This window comes from Erwinia sp. S43, from assembly GCF_016624745.1.
In the GTDB taxonomy this organism is placed as follows: domain Bacteria; phylum Pseudomonadota; class Gammaproteobacteria; order Enterobacterales; family Enterobacteriaceae; genus Erwinia; species Erwinia coffeiphila.
The window spans coordinates 117,899-136,381 of sequence record NZ_JACVTX010000007.1 but is presented as its reverse complement, the minus strand read 5'-3'; the positions used below and the strand labels follow the sequence as shown (position 1 = coordinate 136,381).

General features: G+C 58.0%; 15 protein-coding genes. 4 read left to right on the top strand and 11 right to left on the bottom strand.

Annotated features, from left to right (window positions below):
* Positions 1–12: 12 nt before the first annotated feature.
* From IBT47_RS11640 to IBT47_RS11610, 7 genes are all read right to left on the bottom strand, one after another.
* Entirely contained in the window at positions 13–1,008 is a 996-nt protein-coding gene (locus IBT47_RS11640) for a fimbrial protein (RefSeq protein WP_200560562.1), read from the bottom strand.
* Positions 999–3,485 carry a fimbria/pilus outer membrane usher protein gene (locus IBT47_RS11635; RefSeq protein ID WP_200560561.1) on the bottom strand — a complete coding sequence of 829 codons (2,487 nt, stop codon included), beginning with the start codon at positions 3,483–3,485 and terminating at the stop codon, positions 999–1,001. Before IBT47_RS11635 ends, IBT47_RS11640 begins: the two co-directional genes overlap by 10 nt.
* 11 nt (positions 3,486–3,496) lie before the next feature.
* A complete protein-coding gene (locus tag IBT47_RS11630; protein WP_200560560.1) occupies positions 3,497–4,198 on the bottom strand; it encodes a molecular chaperone in 702 nt (233 codons plus the stop codon).
* Positions 4,199–4,290: 92 nt separating this feature from the next.
* The gene (locus IBT47_RS11625; RefSeq protein ID WP_200560559.1) at positions 4,291–4,899 is read right to left on the bottom strand and encodes a fimbrial protein; all 609 of its coding nucleotides are present in this window, start codon (positions 4,897–4,899) and stop codon (positions 4,291–4,293) included.
* 362 nt (positions 4,900–5,261) lie between these two features.
* Complete coding sequence (locus IBT47_RS11620) at positions 5,262–5,591, bottom strand: helix-turn-helix domain-containing protein (protein WP_105592135.1); 330 nt, start codon at positions 5,589–5,591, stop codon at positions 5,262–5,264.
* 74 nt (positions 5,592–5,665) lie between these two features.
* Positions 5,666–8,779, bottom strand: a complete 3,114-nt coding sequence (locus IBT47_RS11615; RefSeq protein WP_200560558.1) for an efflux RND transporter permease subunit — start codon at positions 8,777–8,779, stop codon at positions 5,666–5,668.
* Positions 8,780–8,809: 30 nt separating this feature from the next.
* On the bottom strand, positions 8,810–9,940 hold the full coding sequence (locus tag IBT47_RS11610) for an efflux RND transporter periplasmic adaptor subunit (RefSeq protein ID WP_200560557.1): 1,131 nt from the start codon (positions 9,938–9,940) through the stop codon (positions 8,810–8,812).
* 154 nt (positions 9,941–10,094) lie between these two features.
* On the opposite strand from IBT47_RS11610, the gene IBT47_RS11605 reads away from it, so the two are divergent.
* Together IBT47_RS11605 and IBT47_RS11600 are read left to right on the top strand one after the other, a co-directional pair.
* The gene (locus IBT47_RS11605) at positions 10,095–10,799 is read left to right on the top strand and encodes a response regulator (RefSeq protein ID WP_200560556.1); all 705 of its coding nucleotides are present in this window, start codon (positions 10,095–10,097) and stop codon (positions 10,797–10,799) included.
* Between the two features lies 1 nt (position 10,800).
* Positions 10,801–11,853, top strand: a complete 1,053-nt coding sequence (locus IBT47_RS11600) for an ATP-binding protein (RefSeq protein WP_200560555.1) — start codon at positions 10,801–10,803, stop codon at positions 11,851–11,853.
* Between the two features lie 18 nt (positions 11,854–11,871).
* Here IBT47_RS11600 and IBT47_RS11595 read toward each other — a convergent pair whose 3' ends face one another.
* Entirely contained in the window at positions 11,872–12,480 is a 609-nt protein-coding gene (locus IBT47_RS11595; protein WP_200560554.1) for a TetR/AcrR family transcriptional regulator, read from the bottom strand.
* A gap of 156 nt (positions 12,481–12,636) precedes the next feature.
* Between IBT47_RS11595 and IBT47_RS11590 the strand changes: the two genes are divergently transcribed.
* On the top strand, positions 12,637–14,163 hold the full coding sequence (locus IBT47_RS11590; protein ID WP_200560553.1) for an MFS transporter: 1,527 nt from the start codon (positions 12,637–12,639) through the stop codon (positions 14,161–14,163).
* On the opposite strand, the gene IBT47_RS11585 is transcribed toward IBT47_RS11590, so the two are convergent.
* Positions 14,160–15,095 (bottom strand): LysR family transcriptional regulator, encoded by a 936-nt coding sequence (locus IBT47_RS11585; protein ID WP_200560552.1) that lies wholly within the window; start codon positions 15,093–15,095, stop codon positions 14,160–14,162. The two genes, IBT47_RS11590 and IBT47_RS11585, sit on opposite strands and share 4 nt — an antisense overlap.
* A 104-nt stretch (positions 15,096–15,199) precedes the next feature.
* Between IBT47_RS11585 and IBT47_RS11580 the strand changes: the two genes are divergently transcribed.
* Complete coding sequence (locus IBT47_RS11580; RefSeq protein WP_200560551.1) at positions 15,200–16,429, top strand: MFS transporter; 1,230 nt, start codon at positions 15,200–15,202, stop codon at positions 16,427–16,429.
* A gap of 178 nt (positions 16,430–16,607) precedes the next feature.
* On the opposite strand, the gene fsa is transcribed toward IBT47_RS11580, so the two are convergent.
* Positions 16,608–17,273: a fructose-6-phosphate aldolase gene (fsa, locus tag IBT47_RS11575; protein ID WP_200543267.1), complete on the bottom strand. Its 666-nt coding sequence runs from the start codon at positions 17,271–17,273 to the stop codon at positions 16,608–16,610.
* A 348-nt stretch (positions 17,274–17,621) separates the two neighbouring features.
* Complete coding sequence (locus tag IBT47_RS11570; protein WP_200543254.1) at positions 17,622–18,359, bottom strand: DeoR/GlpR family DNA-binding transcription regulator; 738 nt, start codon at positions 18,357–18,359, stop codon at positions 17,622–17,624.
* Positions 18,360–18,483 lie beyond the last annotated feature (124 nt).

Here is an 18,483-nt window from a genome sequence, read left to right as displayed (position 1 = left end):
CCACCTCCCGGGTTAATCGTACGTCAGGTTAAAGACCATATGAGATTCCACTTCACCGGTCGAGGTAGTCGGCAGGTACTGATAGAAACGGGCACGATACGGTAAGGTGATATAGCGCGTTTCCTGGCTCTGTAGCGTACCGATGTTGTATTTTTTATTAAACTCGATTGGCGTTCCGTCTTTCAGCACCTGAATACCGATCCCTTTTGCCGCCGAATTGCCGGTTTTTTCGTTAATCAGTGCCCCTTTAGTCGCGGTGGTATTGGTGGCCAGATTCCCGGAGAACGTCGTATTGATGTTAGCAAACCCGGAAGCGCTTAAGCCGCCGCTGCACTGCAGCTGAATATTAAAATCTCTTCCGCCCGCTGTCGTACCGACTCCGTTTAAATCGGAACGTTTAATTGCGCCCACATCAACATTCATATTAGTACCACTCAATACCGTACAGGAAGGCGAAACAATGGTGATCGCATTGGCACTCAGATAGGTGTCCAGAATGGGATTATTACCGTTCTCCCAGTCGTAGGTCGTATATTTTCCTGCCGCCAGCGTACCGCTTCCGGTGGTGGTGGCGGTTTTAATAATCTCCAGGGTGAAGCGCGACCCCTCCAGAGAATAGGTCGTGGTTCGGGTTATCGATGAGGAATAGGTATCCGGGTAGATAATATTCACCGTGGCCCCACCGCGGCTGAAGCGCATGCCGATTCCCGGCACGTTGGTAGAAAACACCTTATTACCCAGATTGGTACTGCCCGCCAGCGCCATCTTCGCCACAAAGCGGTTGGTGCCGGAGGTACAGGTGTAGCTTGCGCCGCCCGGCGCATTCATCGTCCAGTTTCGAGTGGCAATCACCGAGCCCACCGGCAGATCGGGCGGCACCACCACCCTGCCCACCACCATATCCAGCTGTACCGTTGGCTGAGAGAGTCGGGTACAGGCTGCCCAGGCGGAGGTCGTCCCCATCATCATCAGCCCCATCAAGATAACCAGCTGCTTACTCAGCGACATACCCTTTCCTTATTGTTTTCCTGGCCCAGCTCAACGGAACACTCTCCGCCGCTCCACTTCACCACCGCGCGCCGTGCGCTGGCGTCGCTGATAAACAGCATGCTGCCCTGCCCCACCACACCAATCGCCTTACCGTCCGTATCGTAAACGGAGGCGGCAAATGGCAGCGGCGCACGGTTTGCCTGCCGGGCATGTAGCGTGATGTTGTTCTGAATTGACGTATTGAAGGCCACTTTCACCACGCTGTCTTCCCACGGTACGACCTGAGCCACCGTTCGTTCGAACGCGACATCGTCACTGCTGCCTTTCGGGTCAATTTCAACAGCATTGATGCGGTAGGGGCGCAGGTACGGCAGAACCGCATAGCCGTTTTTATCCACGCGCGTCCCCGGTGAACCCGGCAGTTCAGCACCTGCCGCATCTTTCGCTTCGATCAATGCCATGGTCGTGCCGGTCTCCGGCGACAGCACGATACCGCCGCCGTGGGCAATCAGCGTCCCGCTGCCGCCCAGCCCGCTCTGGCGATAGCCCGCGCCCTGGCTGTAGCTGCCGTTCAGCGTGGCCAGCGGCGTACGATAGCTGCCGTTCAGCGCTACATCATGCTCGCCGCCGCTGGACGTGGTGGTGGAAATGCCGTAGTTAAGGTTATTGCTGCTATCCAGCGAGCCGTTCACGCCAATCTGCGAGCTGCCGAAGTGCGAGTTATTAAATGAGGTATTCGAGGTCAGATTTGCGGTACGCCCCTCGCCAAACCACAGCGGATAACTGAAGTTAAGCGACACGCGGTCGTCGCGGCTGTGGCCGGAGCTGTCCGGGGTATAAACGCGTTGAGCGCCCACCGACCATGACAGGCGGCCAAACATATTGTTGTAGCTGAGCTGATACTGCTTCTCGGTGCCGGAACGGTTCCAGTAATCGGAGATACGGCCGCTCAGATAGAAGCCACCCCAGCCGTCCGGCAGGCTCTGGTTGACGGTAAAGGTCAGGCCGTTTTTCTGCCGCCACTGGGTGTAATTGCTGTCGTAGTATTTCTCCTGATCGACCGCAAACAGCGCGTCGTTCAGGTTGTAATAACCTTTGGTGGAGTAGCGATACGCCGCCAGCACGATGCTGGTCTGGGTTTCGGTGAACATTCGGTTAAAGGTGGCGCGGTAGCTCTGGCCATTTTCATTCAGCGTATCGCTTCTCAGCCGTGACTGGGTGATATCGAAGGAGAGCGCACCGAAACCGGTATTCATCCCGGTGCCGAGCAGGAAGGCCTGATAATCATTAAAGCCGGTAGCGCCGACATAGCCGGTAAACAGGTTATTCAGACCGTGCTGCCAGGTCGCCTGATACAGCACGGGCCGGTTGCGCAGCGAGCTGTCATCAACCTTACCGGCGGAAAGCGCATAGCGCGTCATCCCCGGGCGCAGCAGCTGCGCAACCGAGGCGTAGGGCACATTAAACACTTCTGTGCTGCCATCGGATTCTTTCACCGACACTTCCAGATCGCTGCCGTAGCCGGAAGGATAGACATCTTTTAATACAAACGGCCCCGGCGGCACGGTCGTCTGATAAATCATATTCGCGCCCTGACGGACCGTTACCAGCGCGTTACTCTGCGCCACGCCGCGGATCTCCGGCGCGTAAGAACGCATTCCGTCAGGCAGCATATTGTCGTCGGTCGCCAGATTCACACCGCGCACACCAATGGTGTCGAAGAACTCGCCGTTGGTGAAGATTTGCCCCGCGCTGACGATGGAATCGACCTGCGGCAGCGGCCGCTGTACGTAGGTCTGATTACTGCTCCAGCGCGCCTTGCCCTGCTGCTGCTGCCAGTTCAGATTCCCCACGTGCTTCAGCAGCCAGCCGTCCCAGGAAAATCCCGCATTGATGCCCAGATAGGCGCTGCTGTTATCCGAACTTTCACCGGCCGAAGCGTGGCTGGTCCAGGTGTTCGCCATCCAGCCCAGGTTCAGCGCGGTAATGCCTTTATCCCAGAATTCCGGGCTGACGAAGTTTTTAAAGCGCTGATCTTCATAGATTTGCGGTACGGAGATTTCCAACCGCAGAGAGGACTGAATCAGGTTATCTTTAATCGTGTCTTCGCTGTGCCACTCCGGCAAACGGCCGCAGAAGCCTTCCTGCTGGCTGAGCGTGGGGTTGAGCTTCTCGGCGGCAATACCAAACTGCGCCAGCATGGCCCGGGTGTAACAGATCCCCATTTTCCCGTCTTGATCGCGGGTGACATTGAGATCGTAGCGCCCTTTCCACTCGCCGTTGGTGTACACGTCAAGTGAGTAGGTTCCCTCGGTGATGGCGCTGGTAGAGAATCGTGACAGATCGACTTTTTCACGGCTGCCGACGATAAAACCGTCGTTAAAGGTGTAGGTCGCCCCTGGGTTTTCCTGTCCGCTGGAAACTAACGGCAAGCCGCAGAGCGCAATTGCCATCGCCGTGCGTAAACTTCCCGGGCAGAATAACTTCTGCTTCATTATTTTCACCCTTATTGAACGGCGACTTTCACAGCAACATCGGCACCATAGTCATTGATATTGTTAACAGTCAGCGTCTCGCCTTTGCTCACCGACGCGTTCAGTGCAATCACCTGGCTTGACTGCGGGGCAAGCATTACCGTTTTGCCATTGAGCGGCCTGGTGCCGTCGCGCGAAATACGGCTGACGGTGATATAAAACGGCGTGGGGTTCGATACCGATAAGCGATTACCGCTGGCGGAGAGTGCGAGTTTCTCGGCGGCCGCATCGCGGTTGCCCAGCCCGGTCGGGCGATAGATAAACTTGAAGCGCGAACGAATCGCCAGCTGCAGGACGTTTTGCCCCTCATTTTTGCCGTTAGCGACCACCGGCGGGATTTCCAGCAGGTTCAGCCACCACAGCGTCTCTTTATCTTTGGCTAATCCGGCATCGCTGCCGAGTTTGATGCGCAGCGTCTGGCCGCTTTTGGCATCCACGCGGGAAATGGGCGGAGTAATAATAAACGGCGTGGTGATAGTATCCGGCGTAGCGTCGGGATTACCGTTATCCAGCCAGGTTTGTGCCAGTGCCGGACGGTCGGCGGTGTTGGAAAGCTGCACCGTTATTTCTTTTTCATTTCCCGGATAAATAAAGCGGGTGCCGTTGACAATAATATTGTTGGCGCTGGCCGCAACGCTAAAAATGGAAAAGAAAAAAAGGGCAATCGACTTCATGCTGACCTCAGAATATAAAATAAGCGGCAGCACGTGCCGCTTTATCACTGTTTAAATCAGCCGAAAAAGGCCGTTTTAATTTCAGGCAGTAATTACTGGTAGGTAATTTCGTAAGTCGCGTAGCTGTTCACCACACCGGTGGTGACAGTAGACGGGGTGCTGCTCGCGTAGCCCACGATATAGGTGAAGCGAGCACCATCCTGCACGGCAGTCGCGTCACCGGCTGCTTTCGGCTGGGCCTTGTCGCCTGGGATGATTTTGTTGGTCAGTGCGGTGGCGCTGTCTGTTGCCAGAACCAGCTGGATATTTTGAGCGCCAGCGGCTTCGGTGTTCGCCAGGTAGCCCTGCTGTTTGTTGGTTGCATTCGCCAGCAGGTTACCACCGGTCCAGTTCACGCCCAGCTTGGTCAGATCGTCCTGCGCAGTTTTGTCAGCGGCCTGGCAGTTAGACACGTCGATGGTGAAAGATTTTGGTTTCAGCAGTGTATCAGCCGCTGCTGCTTTTACTTCAGTTAAGGTCACTGGAGACAGATAAACATTGGCATCGCTGCCCTGGCCATTAACGGAAACAGTACAAGAAACATCGGTCACTTTACCGAAGAAATTAACCTGACCACCACCCACATTCTGGTCAGCCGCATTAGCTGCAGACAGGCCTAAAAACGCAGTCGCCATCGCGGCGGAAAGAATTACCTTTTTCATTGCTTATCCTTGTCGGAGAGAGTTATTTATCAATTAGCCAACAGCGGTCCTGCACAAAGTCGTCGACTTTTTGCCATACGTATTTGTGCAATGGTGAATAGAAACTTCAACTGACCGGAAGCCGCAAGATTAAGGCGTCAGATAGCGAGTCTCGTTAAGGAGAGTTCGTTAATACTGTCGGCGTCAAAGAATGCTATTTCGCCGACAAATATACATTTGTTCACATCTGTCTGGAGACTGCTTTAAGAGTGGGTGGCTATTAATTTTTAATAAACAATCGCTAAAATTAATAACAAAAGTTATAAATGGACGTTTTTTTAGCCAAAAAATAAGCGTATTAATGACTTCTAAGGCGAAAAACGTTAGCGCTGCGTCCGCCGCCATCGGGCGGGCGGCGCCTTAAAGTAGCGGGTGAACAGGCGGGTGAACGATTGCTGGCTTTCAAAGCCGTAGCGTAGCGCAATGTCCAGAACAGTCAGTTCGGTCAGTGCCAAATCCTGCGAGGCATAATACAGTCGGCGTTCGCGAATATAACTTCCCAGGGTCTGATTCATTCGCTGACGGAAAAGGCGCTGAAAATACCATTTAGAATAACCAGAGCGGGCGGCAACATCCTGAATGTGCAGCGGCAGTCCGATATGTTCATCAATCCATGGCAGAATGTCGTCGACGGTTTCTTGCTGGAAATCCATGCTGTCCTCCTGAGTTAAAATCAGCCTGAACTCAGAGCAGGCAGCACCCTTAAGCTGCCTGCTGTGTTGTTTTATTACCGATTGGATTTGCTGGTGAGGGCACGCAGTTTATCGGCCGCAGCCATCACGAACAGGAAGAACGCAGGCACAAAGAACACCGCCAGAATTGTCCCGGTAATCATCCCACCGAATACCCCGGTGCCGATGGCGTGCTGAGTCGTCGCGCTCGCCCCGGTTGCCAGCATCAGCGGCACTACGCCGAGGGTAAAGGCCAGCGAGGTCATCAGGATCGGCCGCAGGCGCATACGGGCGGCGCGCAGCGTGGCGCTGACGATATTGCCCTCTTCACGATAGAGCTGGCGGGCAAACTCAACGATTAAAATCGCATTCTTCGCCGACAGACCGATGATGGTGATCATCCCCACCTTGAAGAACACATCGTTGGACATATCGCGCAGCAGCACCGCCCCCACGGTGCCCAACAGCCCCAGCGGCACCACCAGCATCACCGAAAGCGGGATGGTCCAGCTTTCATACAGTGCCGCCAGCACCAGGAATACCACCAGCATCGACAGCATCATCAGCATCGGTGCCTGCGAAGCCGACTGGAGTTCCTGCTGCGACTGCCCGGTCCACTCAACGGCAAACCCTGACGGCAGCTCTCCGGCAAGCCTCTCCATTTCGGCCATCGCCTCCCCGCTTGAATAGCCCGGCGCGGCACTACCGGCCAGACGGAAGGCGGGATAGCCCTGATAGCGAATCAGCTGTAGCGGCGAGGTTTGCCAGTCGGCCTGAACAAACTCGGACAGCGGCACCATACCGCCGCTTTTGTTGCGCACGTAGAGCGAAAGCACGTCCTTCAGATGCATACGGTACGGCGCGTCGGCCTGCACAATCACCTGCTGAATACGCCCACCGTTAGGGAAATCGTTGACGTAAGACGACCCCATCGCACCGGAGAGCGTCTGGCTGATATCGCTAAACGTCACGCCCATCGCTTCGGCTTTCTGGCGATCGAAGCGCAGGTTAATACTGGTGCCATCAGGCAGGCCATCGGGATACACATCCTGCACGACGGCACTGCCAGCCGCCGCGCCAAGTAGCCTATGCAGCGCCGCCATCTGCGTTTTGTAATCGTGCCCGGCGCGATCCTCCAGCCGCAGCGTGAAGCCGGTGGAGTTACCCAGCTCGGCAATCGGCGGCGGCAGCAGGCTCATCACCGTGGCGTCAGGAACGGATGACATCGCCTCCTGCACCCAGGCTGCTTCCCCCTGTGCCGTAGCGCCAGCGCGATCGCCCCAGTCTTTCAGCATGGTAAAGGCCAGCGCAGAGTTGGAGCCCGACCCGGCAAAGCTGAAACCGAGGATCGACAGGTTACGGTCAACGCCCGGTCGGTCGGCTACCACCGCCTCCAGCTTTTGCACCACGTCGCGGGTACGCTCGGTGGTCGCATCGGAAGGCAGCTGAAGCGAAGTAATGAAGTACCCCTGATCCTCTTCCGGCAGGAACGAGGACGGCAGGACTTTAAAGCCGAAGGCCAGCACCGCGCACAGTGCCGCATACAGCAGCATCATACGGCCGGTTTTTTTCAGCAGGCGGCCCAGCCACGACGCATAGCCTGAAGACAGCCGATCGAAGCCGCGGTTAAAGGCACTGAAAAAACGCCCTTTATGGTGTGATTCCGGGGTAATCGGCTTCAGCATCGTGGCGCAGAGCGCCGGGGTCAGCGTTAACGCCAGGAATGCAGAGAACAGGATCGACACCGCCATCGACAGGGTAAACTGCCGGTAAATAATCCCGACCGAACCGCTGGCCAGCCCCATCGGGATAAATACGGCGGTCAGCACCAGCGTAATACCGATTACCGCGCCGGTGATTTCACGCATTGCCTTTTCCGTTGCTTCGCGCGGCGACAGCCCCTCTTCCGCCATCAGGCGCTCGACGTTTTCCACCACCACAATCGCATCGTCGACGATAATGCCGATCGCCAGCACCATGCCAAACATCGTCAGCACGTTGATAGAGAAACCGCTCAGCATCATCACGGTGAAGGTGCCCAGCAGCGCGATAGGCGCAACGATGGCGGGAATAAAGGTATAGCGGACGTTTTGCAGGAACAGAAACATAACCAGGAATACCAGTACCATCGCCTCGATAAAGGTATGGATCACCTTTTCGATGGAGATTTTAACGAACGGCGCGGTATCAAACGGCACGGAATAGCTCATCCCCTCCGGCATGGTATTGGCCAGTTCGGCCAGCCTTGCCTGCACCGCCGCCGAGGTTTTCACCGCATTGGCACCGGGCGACAGCTGGATCGCCGCCGCCGTAGACGGCACGCCGTTGTCACGGATAGAGAAAGAGTAAGTTTGTAATCCCAGCTCTACGCGCGCCACGTCGCCCAGCGTCACCCGTGAACCGTCGGTATTGGCCTTCAGCACGATCTGACGGAACTCCTCCGGCGTACCGAGCTGGCCGCTAACGGTCAGCGGATAGGACGAACGCTGACCGTCAACCGACGGCGAATCACCGATTCGGCCCGGTGCAATCTGCGCATTTTGCAGGCTGATGGCGTTGGTAATGTCGCTAATCGTCAGACTGTAGGAAATCAGCCGTGCGGGATCGACCCACACCCGCATCGCCTTCTCCGCGCCGAACGCCTGCACTTTCCCCACGCCCTCCACCCGGCGCAGCTCTTCCGTCAGGTTACGGGCAAAATAGTCGCTCAGATCGGCTTCGCTAAAGCGGCCCGGTGCCGAGTTCAGCCCGACGATCATCAGAAAGTTCGAGGACGCCGCCTCAACCGTCAGCCCGTTTTGCCTGACCGTCTGCGGCAGCCGCGGCTCCACCACCTTGATCTGGTTCTGCACGTCTACCTGGGCCAGCTTGATATCGGTGCCCGGCTTAAAGGTCACCGTGATCGTGCCCATTCCCGACGTATCGCTGGAGGATTCGAAGTAAAGCAGATCGTCCACGCCGGACAGTTCCCGTTCGATCAGGGAAATCACCGATTCGTTCATGGTCTGCGGCGTGGCACCGGGGTAGTTTACGGTAATCGACACGCTGGGCGGTGCCACCGACGGATACTGTGCCACCGGCAGCTGCGGAATGGCGATCAGCCCGAACAGTACGATAAACAGGGCAATAACCCAGGCAAAAATCGGGCGATTGATAAAGAATTGCGGCATCAGATTTTCCTGTACTGATTAAAACGCGGATTACGCACGGGGCTTAAGCGGAACAGCCGTTACCCGCATGCCTTCCTGCAGCTTGTCCTGGCCTTCAACAACCAGCCTTGTTCCGGCCTGCAGACCGCTTTTGACGATCTCACCCTGGCCGCTTTCGCCCGCCAGCTCCACGCCGATTTTCCGCGCCGCGCCATCACCATCAACCGTCCAGACATAGTTGCCGTCATCTAGGCGCTGTATCGCCTGGCCGGGTATCACCAGTCCGTTTTTAGCAATATGTCGGGTAATACTGACGCGGATATACATTCCCGGCAGCAGGACGCGCGCCGGATTATCCGCCACGATGCGCAGCACCACGTCGCCGGTTTCGTTATTAACGCTCACCCCGGAGAACAGCAGCTTAGCCTGTACGTCATAGGGCTTACCGGCCTCATCCAGCAGACTGACCCGCAGCGCATTGGGGGACGGTTCATCCGCTGTCGGGCTGTCGATAATCTGGCGCAGCTCCGATGCGGGCAGACGGGCATCGACATAGACCTTTTCCGTCTGCTGAACGATAGCCATCGCCTGGGTATCCGCCGCGCTGACCAGCGCACCCTCAGTCACAAACTCCTGATCGATACGCCCGCTGACCGGGGCCTTTACCGTGGAGTACGCCAGGTCCAGCTTTTTCCGCTGTAGCGAGGCTTTGGCTTCCGCCACGCTGGCCGCCGCCTGGGCGCTGTTCGCCAGTGCATCATCAAAATCCTGACGGCTGACAGCACCGCTATGCTGAATCTGGCTCAGGCGGTTGGCCTTCTGCTGTAGCTGGCGGTGAGAGGCTTCCACTCTGGCCAGTGTCGCTTCAGCCATCGCCACCTCCGCACGAAATGGCGCAGGATCGATTTGAAACAGCGGCTGACCCGCTTTGACCTCCGAGCCCTGAGCAAACAGCCGGGCGGTGACAATCCCACCGACCTGCGGCCGGATTTGCGCGGTGCGCAGGGCAACAACGCGCCCCGGCCAGCTGTGGGTGACAGACACCTCTCCCGCCTCCAGCGATGTCACCGTTACTTTGGTGGCGTCAGACGACTGAACGGCAGTCTTATCCTCATCCTGCCCACAGCCAGCGATCGACAGGACAACAGCAGCCAGTAACAGCACCCGTCCTTTAATTTTCATAGCGGCATAATTTCCGAAAGTTATAAGAATGAAAGGCGGCAGACTAACGCGGTTTTATGCAGAATCAGTGGAGCGAATATGGAGGGAGTGTGGAGATAAAAAATAAAAATTCTGGCCTTAACAACCCCTTGCCGATGCCATATTGTGGGGTCCTATGAACACACAATTCCCAATCCTTGTCGTCGAAGACGAAGTGGAAATCGCTGAGATCGTCCAGGCGTATCTGCAACGCGATGGCTTTGACACACTCTATGCCGCCAACGGCGTCGACGCGCTTGAACTGCATGCGCGGCATAACCCCTGCCTGGTGATTCTGGATATCCGCATGCCCGGAATGAACGGCTGGCAGGTGCTCTCCGAGCTTCGTCGGCGCGGCAATACGCCGGTGCTGATGCTGACGGCCAGCGATGGCGATACCGATAAGCTCGCCGCATTGCGGATCGGTGCCGACGACTACGTAATAAAACCGTTTAATCCCGATGAGGTCGTGGCCCGCACCCACGCTATTCTCCGGCGCACGGCCTGCCAGCCGCACCCCATCGCGGCCGTCCCGCAGGTGCTAAAAACCGCCCGGCTGGCGCTCTATCCCGAGGAGTTCCGGGTGGTGAATATCAAAACCGAGGAAGAACTGGCTATCGCGCTCACCACCACCGAGTTCCGCCTGCTGGCCCACCTGATGCGTTACCCGAAAAAGGTCTTCAGCCGCCTTGAGCTGCTGGAAAACTGCCTGGCCGAGGGAGAAACCCTGGAGCGTACGGTGGACAGCCACATCAGCAAACTGCGTAAAAAGCTGGAAGAGGCCGGGATTTCAGGCATACCCGAAAGCGTGCGCGGCCTCGGCTACCGGCTGGGGGATTAGCATGAAGGGATCAGGCCTGAGTCGCCATTTAATCGTGCTGATGACGCAGGTCACCTGCTCATCAATTATTATCTCTTTCGGCGTGTATTACGTGTGGTATGGCCTGGCGCTGCTGTTTACCAATATGGAGGCGGTGGACTACGAACCGACTACCGGCGAGTGGATGCAGTTCGGCATTTCAACCGCGCTGTCGCTGGCGGTGGCGATCCTGACCGCCGTCAGATTTGCCCGCAAGGTACTGTATCCGCTGAACTCTCTGGCCGACAGCGCGCGTAAAATCGCCGGCGGCGAACTCGGTACTCGCGCCGATGCCGGTGACCGCAGGCTGACGGAAACCGCCGCGCTGGTGGACGACTTTAATACCATGGCCGAGCGGCTGGAAACGGCCTCGGGGGAGATCACCACCTGGAATGCGGCCATCGCACACGAGCTGAGAACGCCGGTGACCATCCTGCGCGGGCGGCTACAGGGGCTGGCCGACGGCGTATTCCCACCCGACCACGCGCTGTTCGTCAATCTGGTGAAGCAGACCGAGGGCCTGGCGCGGCTGATTGAAGATCTGCGCACGCTGAGCCTGGCGGAAAGTGGTCATATGCCGCTGCACTGTGAAGACAGCGAAATCAGCCGGGAGATCTCCGCCGTGGCGGAGCTGATGCGCCCTTCGCTGGCCGAGCGCAAACTGTCGCTGGTGCTGCGGCTGGATGACATCACCCTGCACTGCGATGCTGCGCGACTTCGCCAGGCGCTGCTGGCCCTGTTGGACAATACGCGCCGCTACGCCACGCAGGGTGTCGTCATGGTGTCCTGTTTCCGCAGCCCGGAGGGTGTCACTATCGCGGTAGAGGACGAGGGGCCAGGCATCCCGGCGGAAATCGGCAGCACCCTGTTTAATACCTTCACCCGGGGCGATCAATCGCGTTCACGGGAAAGCGGCGGCACCGGGCTGGGGCTGGCGGTGGTGCAGGCGATTGCCAAAGCCCACGGCGGAAAAGCCAGCTGTGAGATAAGCGAGCTGGGCGGCGCGGCGTTTAAGATGACGTTCCCGGATATTTAGCGATATGCCGGACGCGGGCTAGCCACGGCCCAGCAAACGTAAAAACTGCTGTGCCAGCTGCGCGCCCAAATCGGTGCGGCTGGCGTCTTCATCGATCACCAGATTGTCCACCGCGCCGTGCATACCGTGGTACATCAGCATCGCGGTCAGCCGGGGCTGATCCAATTGCCAGGCTCCCAGCGTAACCCCTTCGTTCAGCAGCGCCAGCACCTGGTCCAGCACCGCATCGCGATCCTGATTGCCGCGCGTGTGGTAGTGGTGATCGTGATACAGCGCATCATGCACCGCCATGCTGTCCAGATACGCCGCCACGCAGCTCTTGCACCAGGCGTGCAGGCGGGCTATCGCATCATCCGCGGGGCAGGCATCCATCGCCAGCTGAACCCGATCGATAAACTGGCGGGTAAATCGCTCGCGCAGTGCGGCCAGCACTTCATTTTTTGACGGGAAGTAGTGATAGAACGTGCCCTTCGCCACGCCGGCATCGCGCACGATCTCACTGACCGTGGTGGCCTCAAAACCCTTAGTGATAAACAACCGCTCGGCGGCATCCATCAGCTCGTCCAGTCGAACCTCTGCCGGTTTGGTGCGCGGCTGCGGCGGTATATTTTCCTGTGGTGAATTCATTTTCGCGTCCCGTATTGCCCGGCTGCCATCGTAACCAATGTCGCTTTTCTTGACCAGAAAACCGCAAAATAGCCGCCATCAACTCATTGACCGACGGTCAGTCATTATCTATATTGAGAATCATTATCAATAAAATGACAGGATCACGGAGACGCTATGCACCGCTTACGTCGGGTTTCGCTGGTGGCAGCCATCTGCCTCGGCACCTTTATGACATCGCTGGATATCAGCATTGTTAACGTTGCGCTGCCCGCAATGCAGGCGGCACTGAATACCACGCTATCCGGGCTTCAGTGGGTGGTGGATGCCTACGCGCTCTGCCTTTCCGCCTGCATTCTCTCCTCCGGCCCGCTCAGCGCACGTTTCGGTCACAAGCGCGTGTGGCTGTGCGGCATTGCGATTTTTACCGTGGGTTCGGCCCTGTGCGCGTTTGCCGGATCGCTGCCCACTCTGCTGGCGGGGCGGGTGGTTCAGGGCATCGCCGGAGCGGCGATTATTCCGGGGGCGCTGTCGCTGTTAACTCGATCTTTTCCTGATGAATTTCAGCGTATTCGGGTCATTGGCATCTGGTCGGCGGTTAGCGCTCTGTCGCTGGTCGCCGGTCCGCTGCTCGGCGGCATCCTGGTGCATATCACCGGCTGGCAGGTGATCTTCCTGATCAACCTGCCCATCGGGATAATCACCCTGCTGCTGGGCCACTATGGCCTGCGTGAAAGCGCCTCGAAAGAGCGCCTGTCGCTGGACCCGGCCGGGCAGCTGCTGAGCGTGCTCTGGCTGGGAGCACTGACATTTGGTCTGATAGCCAGCGGCGAGCACGGTTGGCGCAGTCCGCTGAGCGCCGGTTCACTGTTCGCCGCGCTGCTGCTGTTTGCCGCATTTCTGCGGGTGGAAAAATTCGCCGTCCGCCCGCTGCTGCCGCTCGACCTGTTCCACAAGGCTGACTTTACCCTCTGCAATCTCGCTTCGGCGGTACTCGGCTTTTCCGCCTACAGCAGCGTCTTCTTTGTTTCTCTGTTTCTGCAGCAGGCGCAGGGATGGAACTCGCTGGAAACCGGCTGGCGCATGGCACCGGAATTCATTGCTATGGCGATAGTTGCGATGGCCTTTGGCCGTCTTTCGGCCCGTTTTAGTGTGCTGATGATGGCAGTGACCGGCTATGCGCTGATGGCTGTGGGTCTGCTACTGATGCCACTGCTGGACGCCGGTAGTCCGGGGCTTTTCGTGAGCCTGCTGCTGGCGATACTGGGTGCAGGGATGGGGCTGGCGATGCCCGCTACCAGTGCGCTGGTGATGCGCAGTGCGCCGACGGAACGATCCGGGATCGCCTCGGCGGTAATGAATGCGCTACGGCAGGCGGGCATGACGCTGGGCATCGCCCTGCTGGGTACGCTGATGAACCTTCATGCGCAGGCCGTACTGGCTGCCAGCCTGCGAGCGGCCCGCTTCAGCCAGCCGGAGGCGTTGGCCCACGCGGCAATCGTTGAGCATCACTGGCCCGCGAGCGTGGACGGTGAAAGGCTGATGCAGGAAATGGCCCGCGCGGTTGCCAGTGGCTTTGGCAGCGCGATGCTGTGGGCGGGGCTGATCAGTCTGGCGATGGCGCTAATGCTAATGCTGCTGCATCCCCGTTTCCGCCAACGATCTGCCGAACCGCCGCTCGTCTCAGATGCCGCGCGGCACTAAGCCGGATGCTGGGTGCCGGTCAGCGCCGGCATGGTTTCCCGCATCATCGCCAGAAACATACGCAGGCGGGCGGGATAGTAGCGCGCGTGGGGATAGACCAGATACACCGGCAGCGCCGCCGCGTGCCACTGCGGTGCCAGATGCAGCAGTTTTCCCTCGGCAAGATCCTGCTGCACCATCCACGATGAGGCAATGCCGACCCCCATCCCCGCCAGCACCGCATTACGCAGCGCATACAGGCTATCGGTCAGCAGGCGCGGCTGAATATCAAAACGCTGCACCTCGCGGCTGGCATCGTGAGTCAGCGACACGCTGTGGCGATAAAAAGTACTCAACGCCAGCCAGGGCAGATCCTGGAGCTGCTGCGGCCGTTCCGGCAGCGAACGATCGCCGAGCAGCGTGGGGGAGGCGATGACAATACGCGGGACTTCGGCCACCAGAACCGCCACCACCGACGGTTCGGTAATGGGCCCAACGTGCACCGCGCAGTCAATGCCTTCGGCAATAAAGTCCGGCGTGCGGTCGCTGAGCATCCAGTCCACGGTCATTTTTGGATAGCGCTGCAAATAGGCCTGTAGCGGCGCGATCATCTGATCCTGGCCGAAGGCATGCGGGGCCAGCACGCGCAGCACGCCCTGCGGCTCTTCCGTCACGCCACGCAGATCGTCCTCTATCCCCTGCCAGCTTTCCAGCAGCGAACGCGCATGAGCGTAGCAGCGCTCACCGTCTTCAGTCAGCTTCATCACGTGGGTATTGCGCTGCAAAAGCTTCAGACCCAGCAGCTTTTCCAGCGTTTGCAGGCGGCGGCTGACGGTAGGTTGGGTGGTCGACAGGCGCAGGGCGGCCGCAGACAGGCTGCCTGCTTCAACGATGCGCACAAAGGTTTGCATCAGCTCTATACGGTCAACGCCGGGTAATATGTCTTTGCTCATACGCCCATCGTATAACAGTTCTACCTGGCAGGCGACTACCAACCGTTATCGTAACGGTGAAAAATACCTGCAACTTCTGATGAAACGAACAACGGGTAACAACCATGTCAACGCAAACACATCCATCGCATAACGAACGGCCGCTGGCGGCTTCGACCGTGCTGATGCTGGCGACCGGTGCCGGCTTCAGCGTCGCCTCGATCTACTACAGCCAGCCGATGCTGGAAATTTTATCCGGCCAGCTGCACGCCAGCGTGACCGCCAGCGGCCTGGTGCCGACCCTGACGCAGATTGGCTACGCGCTGGGGATACTGCTGCTGGCCCCGCTGGGCGATCGCCACGATCGTCGCACCATTATCAGCATTAAAGGGCTGCTGCTGACCCTCGCGCTGCTGCTTAGCGCCGCCGCCGGCAATATCACCGTATTGCTGGTTGCCAGCCTGGCGGTGGGAATTGCCGCCACCATGGCGCAGGATATCGTTCCGGCTGCCGCCCATCTGGCACCGGCAGCGCAGCGCGGCAAAACCGTCGGCACGGTGATGACCGGGCTGCTGTTGGGGATCTTGCTTTCGCGCGTAGTGAGTGGTGTGGTGGCGCAGTACGCAGGCTGGCGCACAATGTTTATTCTTGCCGCCGTACTGGTACTGGCGATTACGCTGATCCTCTGGCGTCGCCTGCCGCATATCGCCCCGAGCACCGCGATGAGCTACCCGGAGCTGCTGGCGTCAATGCGTCATCTGTGGCTGCGCCACGGGGAACTGCGCCGCGCAGCGCTGGCACAGGGCCTGCTGTCCGTTGGCTTCAGCGCCTTCTGGTCAACGCTGGCGGTGATGCTGCACAGCCATTACGGTCTGGGTAGCGCCACGGCGGGTGCCTTTGGCCTGGCCGGTGCCGCAGGTGCGCTGGCCGCACCGCTGGCGGGAATGCTCGCCGATCGCCACGGCCCGGCCATGGTGACCCGGCTGGCCACGGCGCTGGCGACCGTATCGTTTGCCGCGCTGTTCCTGCTGCCGCTGCTGCCGGTTCCGGCTCAGCTGGCGCTGATTGTTGTCTCTGCTCTCGGCTTTGATTTTGGCGTGCAGGCCACGCTGGTGTCCCACCAGACGCTGATTTTCGGTCTGGAACCTGCGGCACGCAGTCGTCTGAACGCGCTGATGTTCACCGGGGTCTTTATCGGTATGGCCGTCGGTTCTGCGCTGGGTAGCCTGATGCTGGAACGTGCAGGCTGGCCGGGCGTGGTAGCGCTGCTGACCGTGGCCGGTGCCGGTAGTTTTGTGGTGAGAATGTGGGGGCGCAGTGCGCAGGCTCAGGACGCGATAACGGCAGCAAAATAGCCGGGAAGCGGATGACGTATGAACCCGTCATTCAAATCCCAATTACGTCGCGGAAAACCGCTATAAACTCAAACAGTGCGAACCCTTTTATCGGGTTCGCCTTTTTATAAACGCTAAGCCAGTCAGCCAATCAGCCAATCAGCCAATCAGCCAATCAGCCAATCAGCCAATCAGCCAATCAGGAAATTTTCAGCTCGCCGTAGGCCGCCGTCCAGTCCTGATCGAAGCGTTGCAGCGCGCTGTCGACTGCCGGATCGAGCAGGAACAGTTCGGCGACATCCGGATCGACGGTGATCGACTCGCATCCTGCCAGCATGCAGTCCAGCACCTGGCGCGGCGTACGGAAGCTGGCCGCCAGCACTTTGCTCTGCGGGCAGTGGAGCGACAGCAGTCTTTGCAACTCTTTAACCAGCATAATGCCGTCGCCGCCCTGCGCATCCACGCGGTTTACGTAAGGCGCAATGTAGCTGGCCCCGGCCAGTGCAGCATAGAACCCCTGCCCTGCGCCGTATACGGCGGTGCCCAGCGTCGGGATATTCTGCTGGGTCAGCGCCTTGATCGCCGTCAGACCATTATGCGTTACCGGCACTTTCACCACCAGCGACGGGACGATTTCACGCAGATGCAGCGCTTCATCCACCATCGCGGCGGCATCATGGGCGATAACCTGGGCAAACAGCGTGCTGTCTGCGGGCAAAATCGACACCAGTTCCTGCAGCACGCTGCTTAACGGGCGCTTGCTGCGCGAAACGATGCTTGGGTTTGTCGTGACGCCTTTAATCGGCAGAACGGCCGCCAGACGTTTTACTGCCGCAACGTCAGCGGTATCTAAATAGAATTCCATGGTGACCTCCGGTGCAAAATGCGATTCACAATAAAAAAGTTTCATATGCAATATATTTTTATTTCATTAAAAAATAAATCTGTATCTTTGTATAAAACGCGATCGCTATCACATTGTAGAAATACTGGGGAAATTAAATATAACTCGTTGTATATATTGAAATATAGTCAAAATAAGGGCAGAAATATTTATATATCGCAAGTTGAGTTTTCTATAGCGGAGGGTTTCGAAACAAAGGAAAGAAAATATGAAAGAAAAATGCCCGAATTAGCCACCGCATAAAAAAACCCAACGCGCCGAACCACCGGTCAGGCGGTCAGGCGGTCAGGCGGTCAGGCGGTCAGGCGGTCAGGCGGTCAGCACCTTAACGCCCTGCCCGGTTAAGCTGCCAACAAATTCTGCGGAAAGATGCCGATCGGTGATAATCGTATCAATATCGCCATGCTTCGCCACATTATAAGGGTAAAGTTTGCCAAACTTGGCGGACTCGGCAATCACGAAATTCTGCACCCGTTTTTCAATCGCCAGCCGAATGTTCTCGGCGCGCATCACGTCGCGGCCGGTAAAACCGTGTTCCGGACTGTAGCCATCAATGCCAATAAACACCTTGTTAAAGTTGATGTTGTTAATGCACAGGTGCGTCAGCGGCCCCACCAGGCACTCGCTGCGCTTTTGCAGCACGCCGCCGATTAACACCACTTCCTGATGACAGTTCTTCAGCTCGTTTGCGACATACACGCAGGGCGTAATCACCGTCACATCGAGCCCGGAACGGCCAATTTCGCGGGCCAGATGGGCGTTACTGCTACCCGCTTCAATAAACACCGTGTCGCCCTCGCAGAGCAGCCCCAGCGCGCGCTTCGCCATCGCCTCTTTGGTACTGAAATTACTGCTGACCCGCTCGCTGAGATCGTTGAGCGACACCGCATAGCCGTGGGTCCGGGTCAGGTAATTCAGCTTTTCCAGCTCAACCAGATCCTTGCGAATCGTCACGCCGGATACCGCGAACTGCAGCGCCAGATCCTGAATGCTGACCTTCCCCTTTTCTTCCACCCGATCCAAAATCAGCCGATGCCGCTCTTTCATCTCATCCCCACAGTGCCGTACGCCCGACAGCAAAAAACTTTCATTAGTAAATTATTACTTTCATATTATGAAACATGAGGAGCGATAACAATCACCGCTATTCGGCCTGCATCGCAAAAACGAA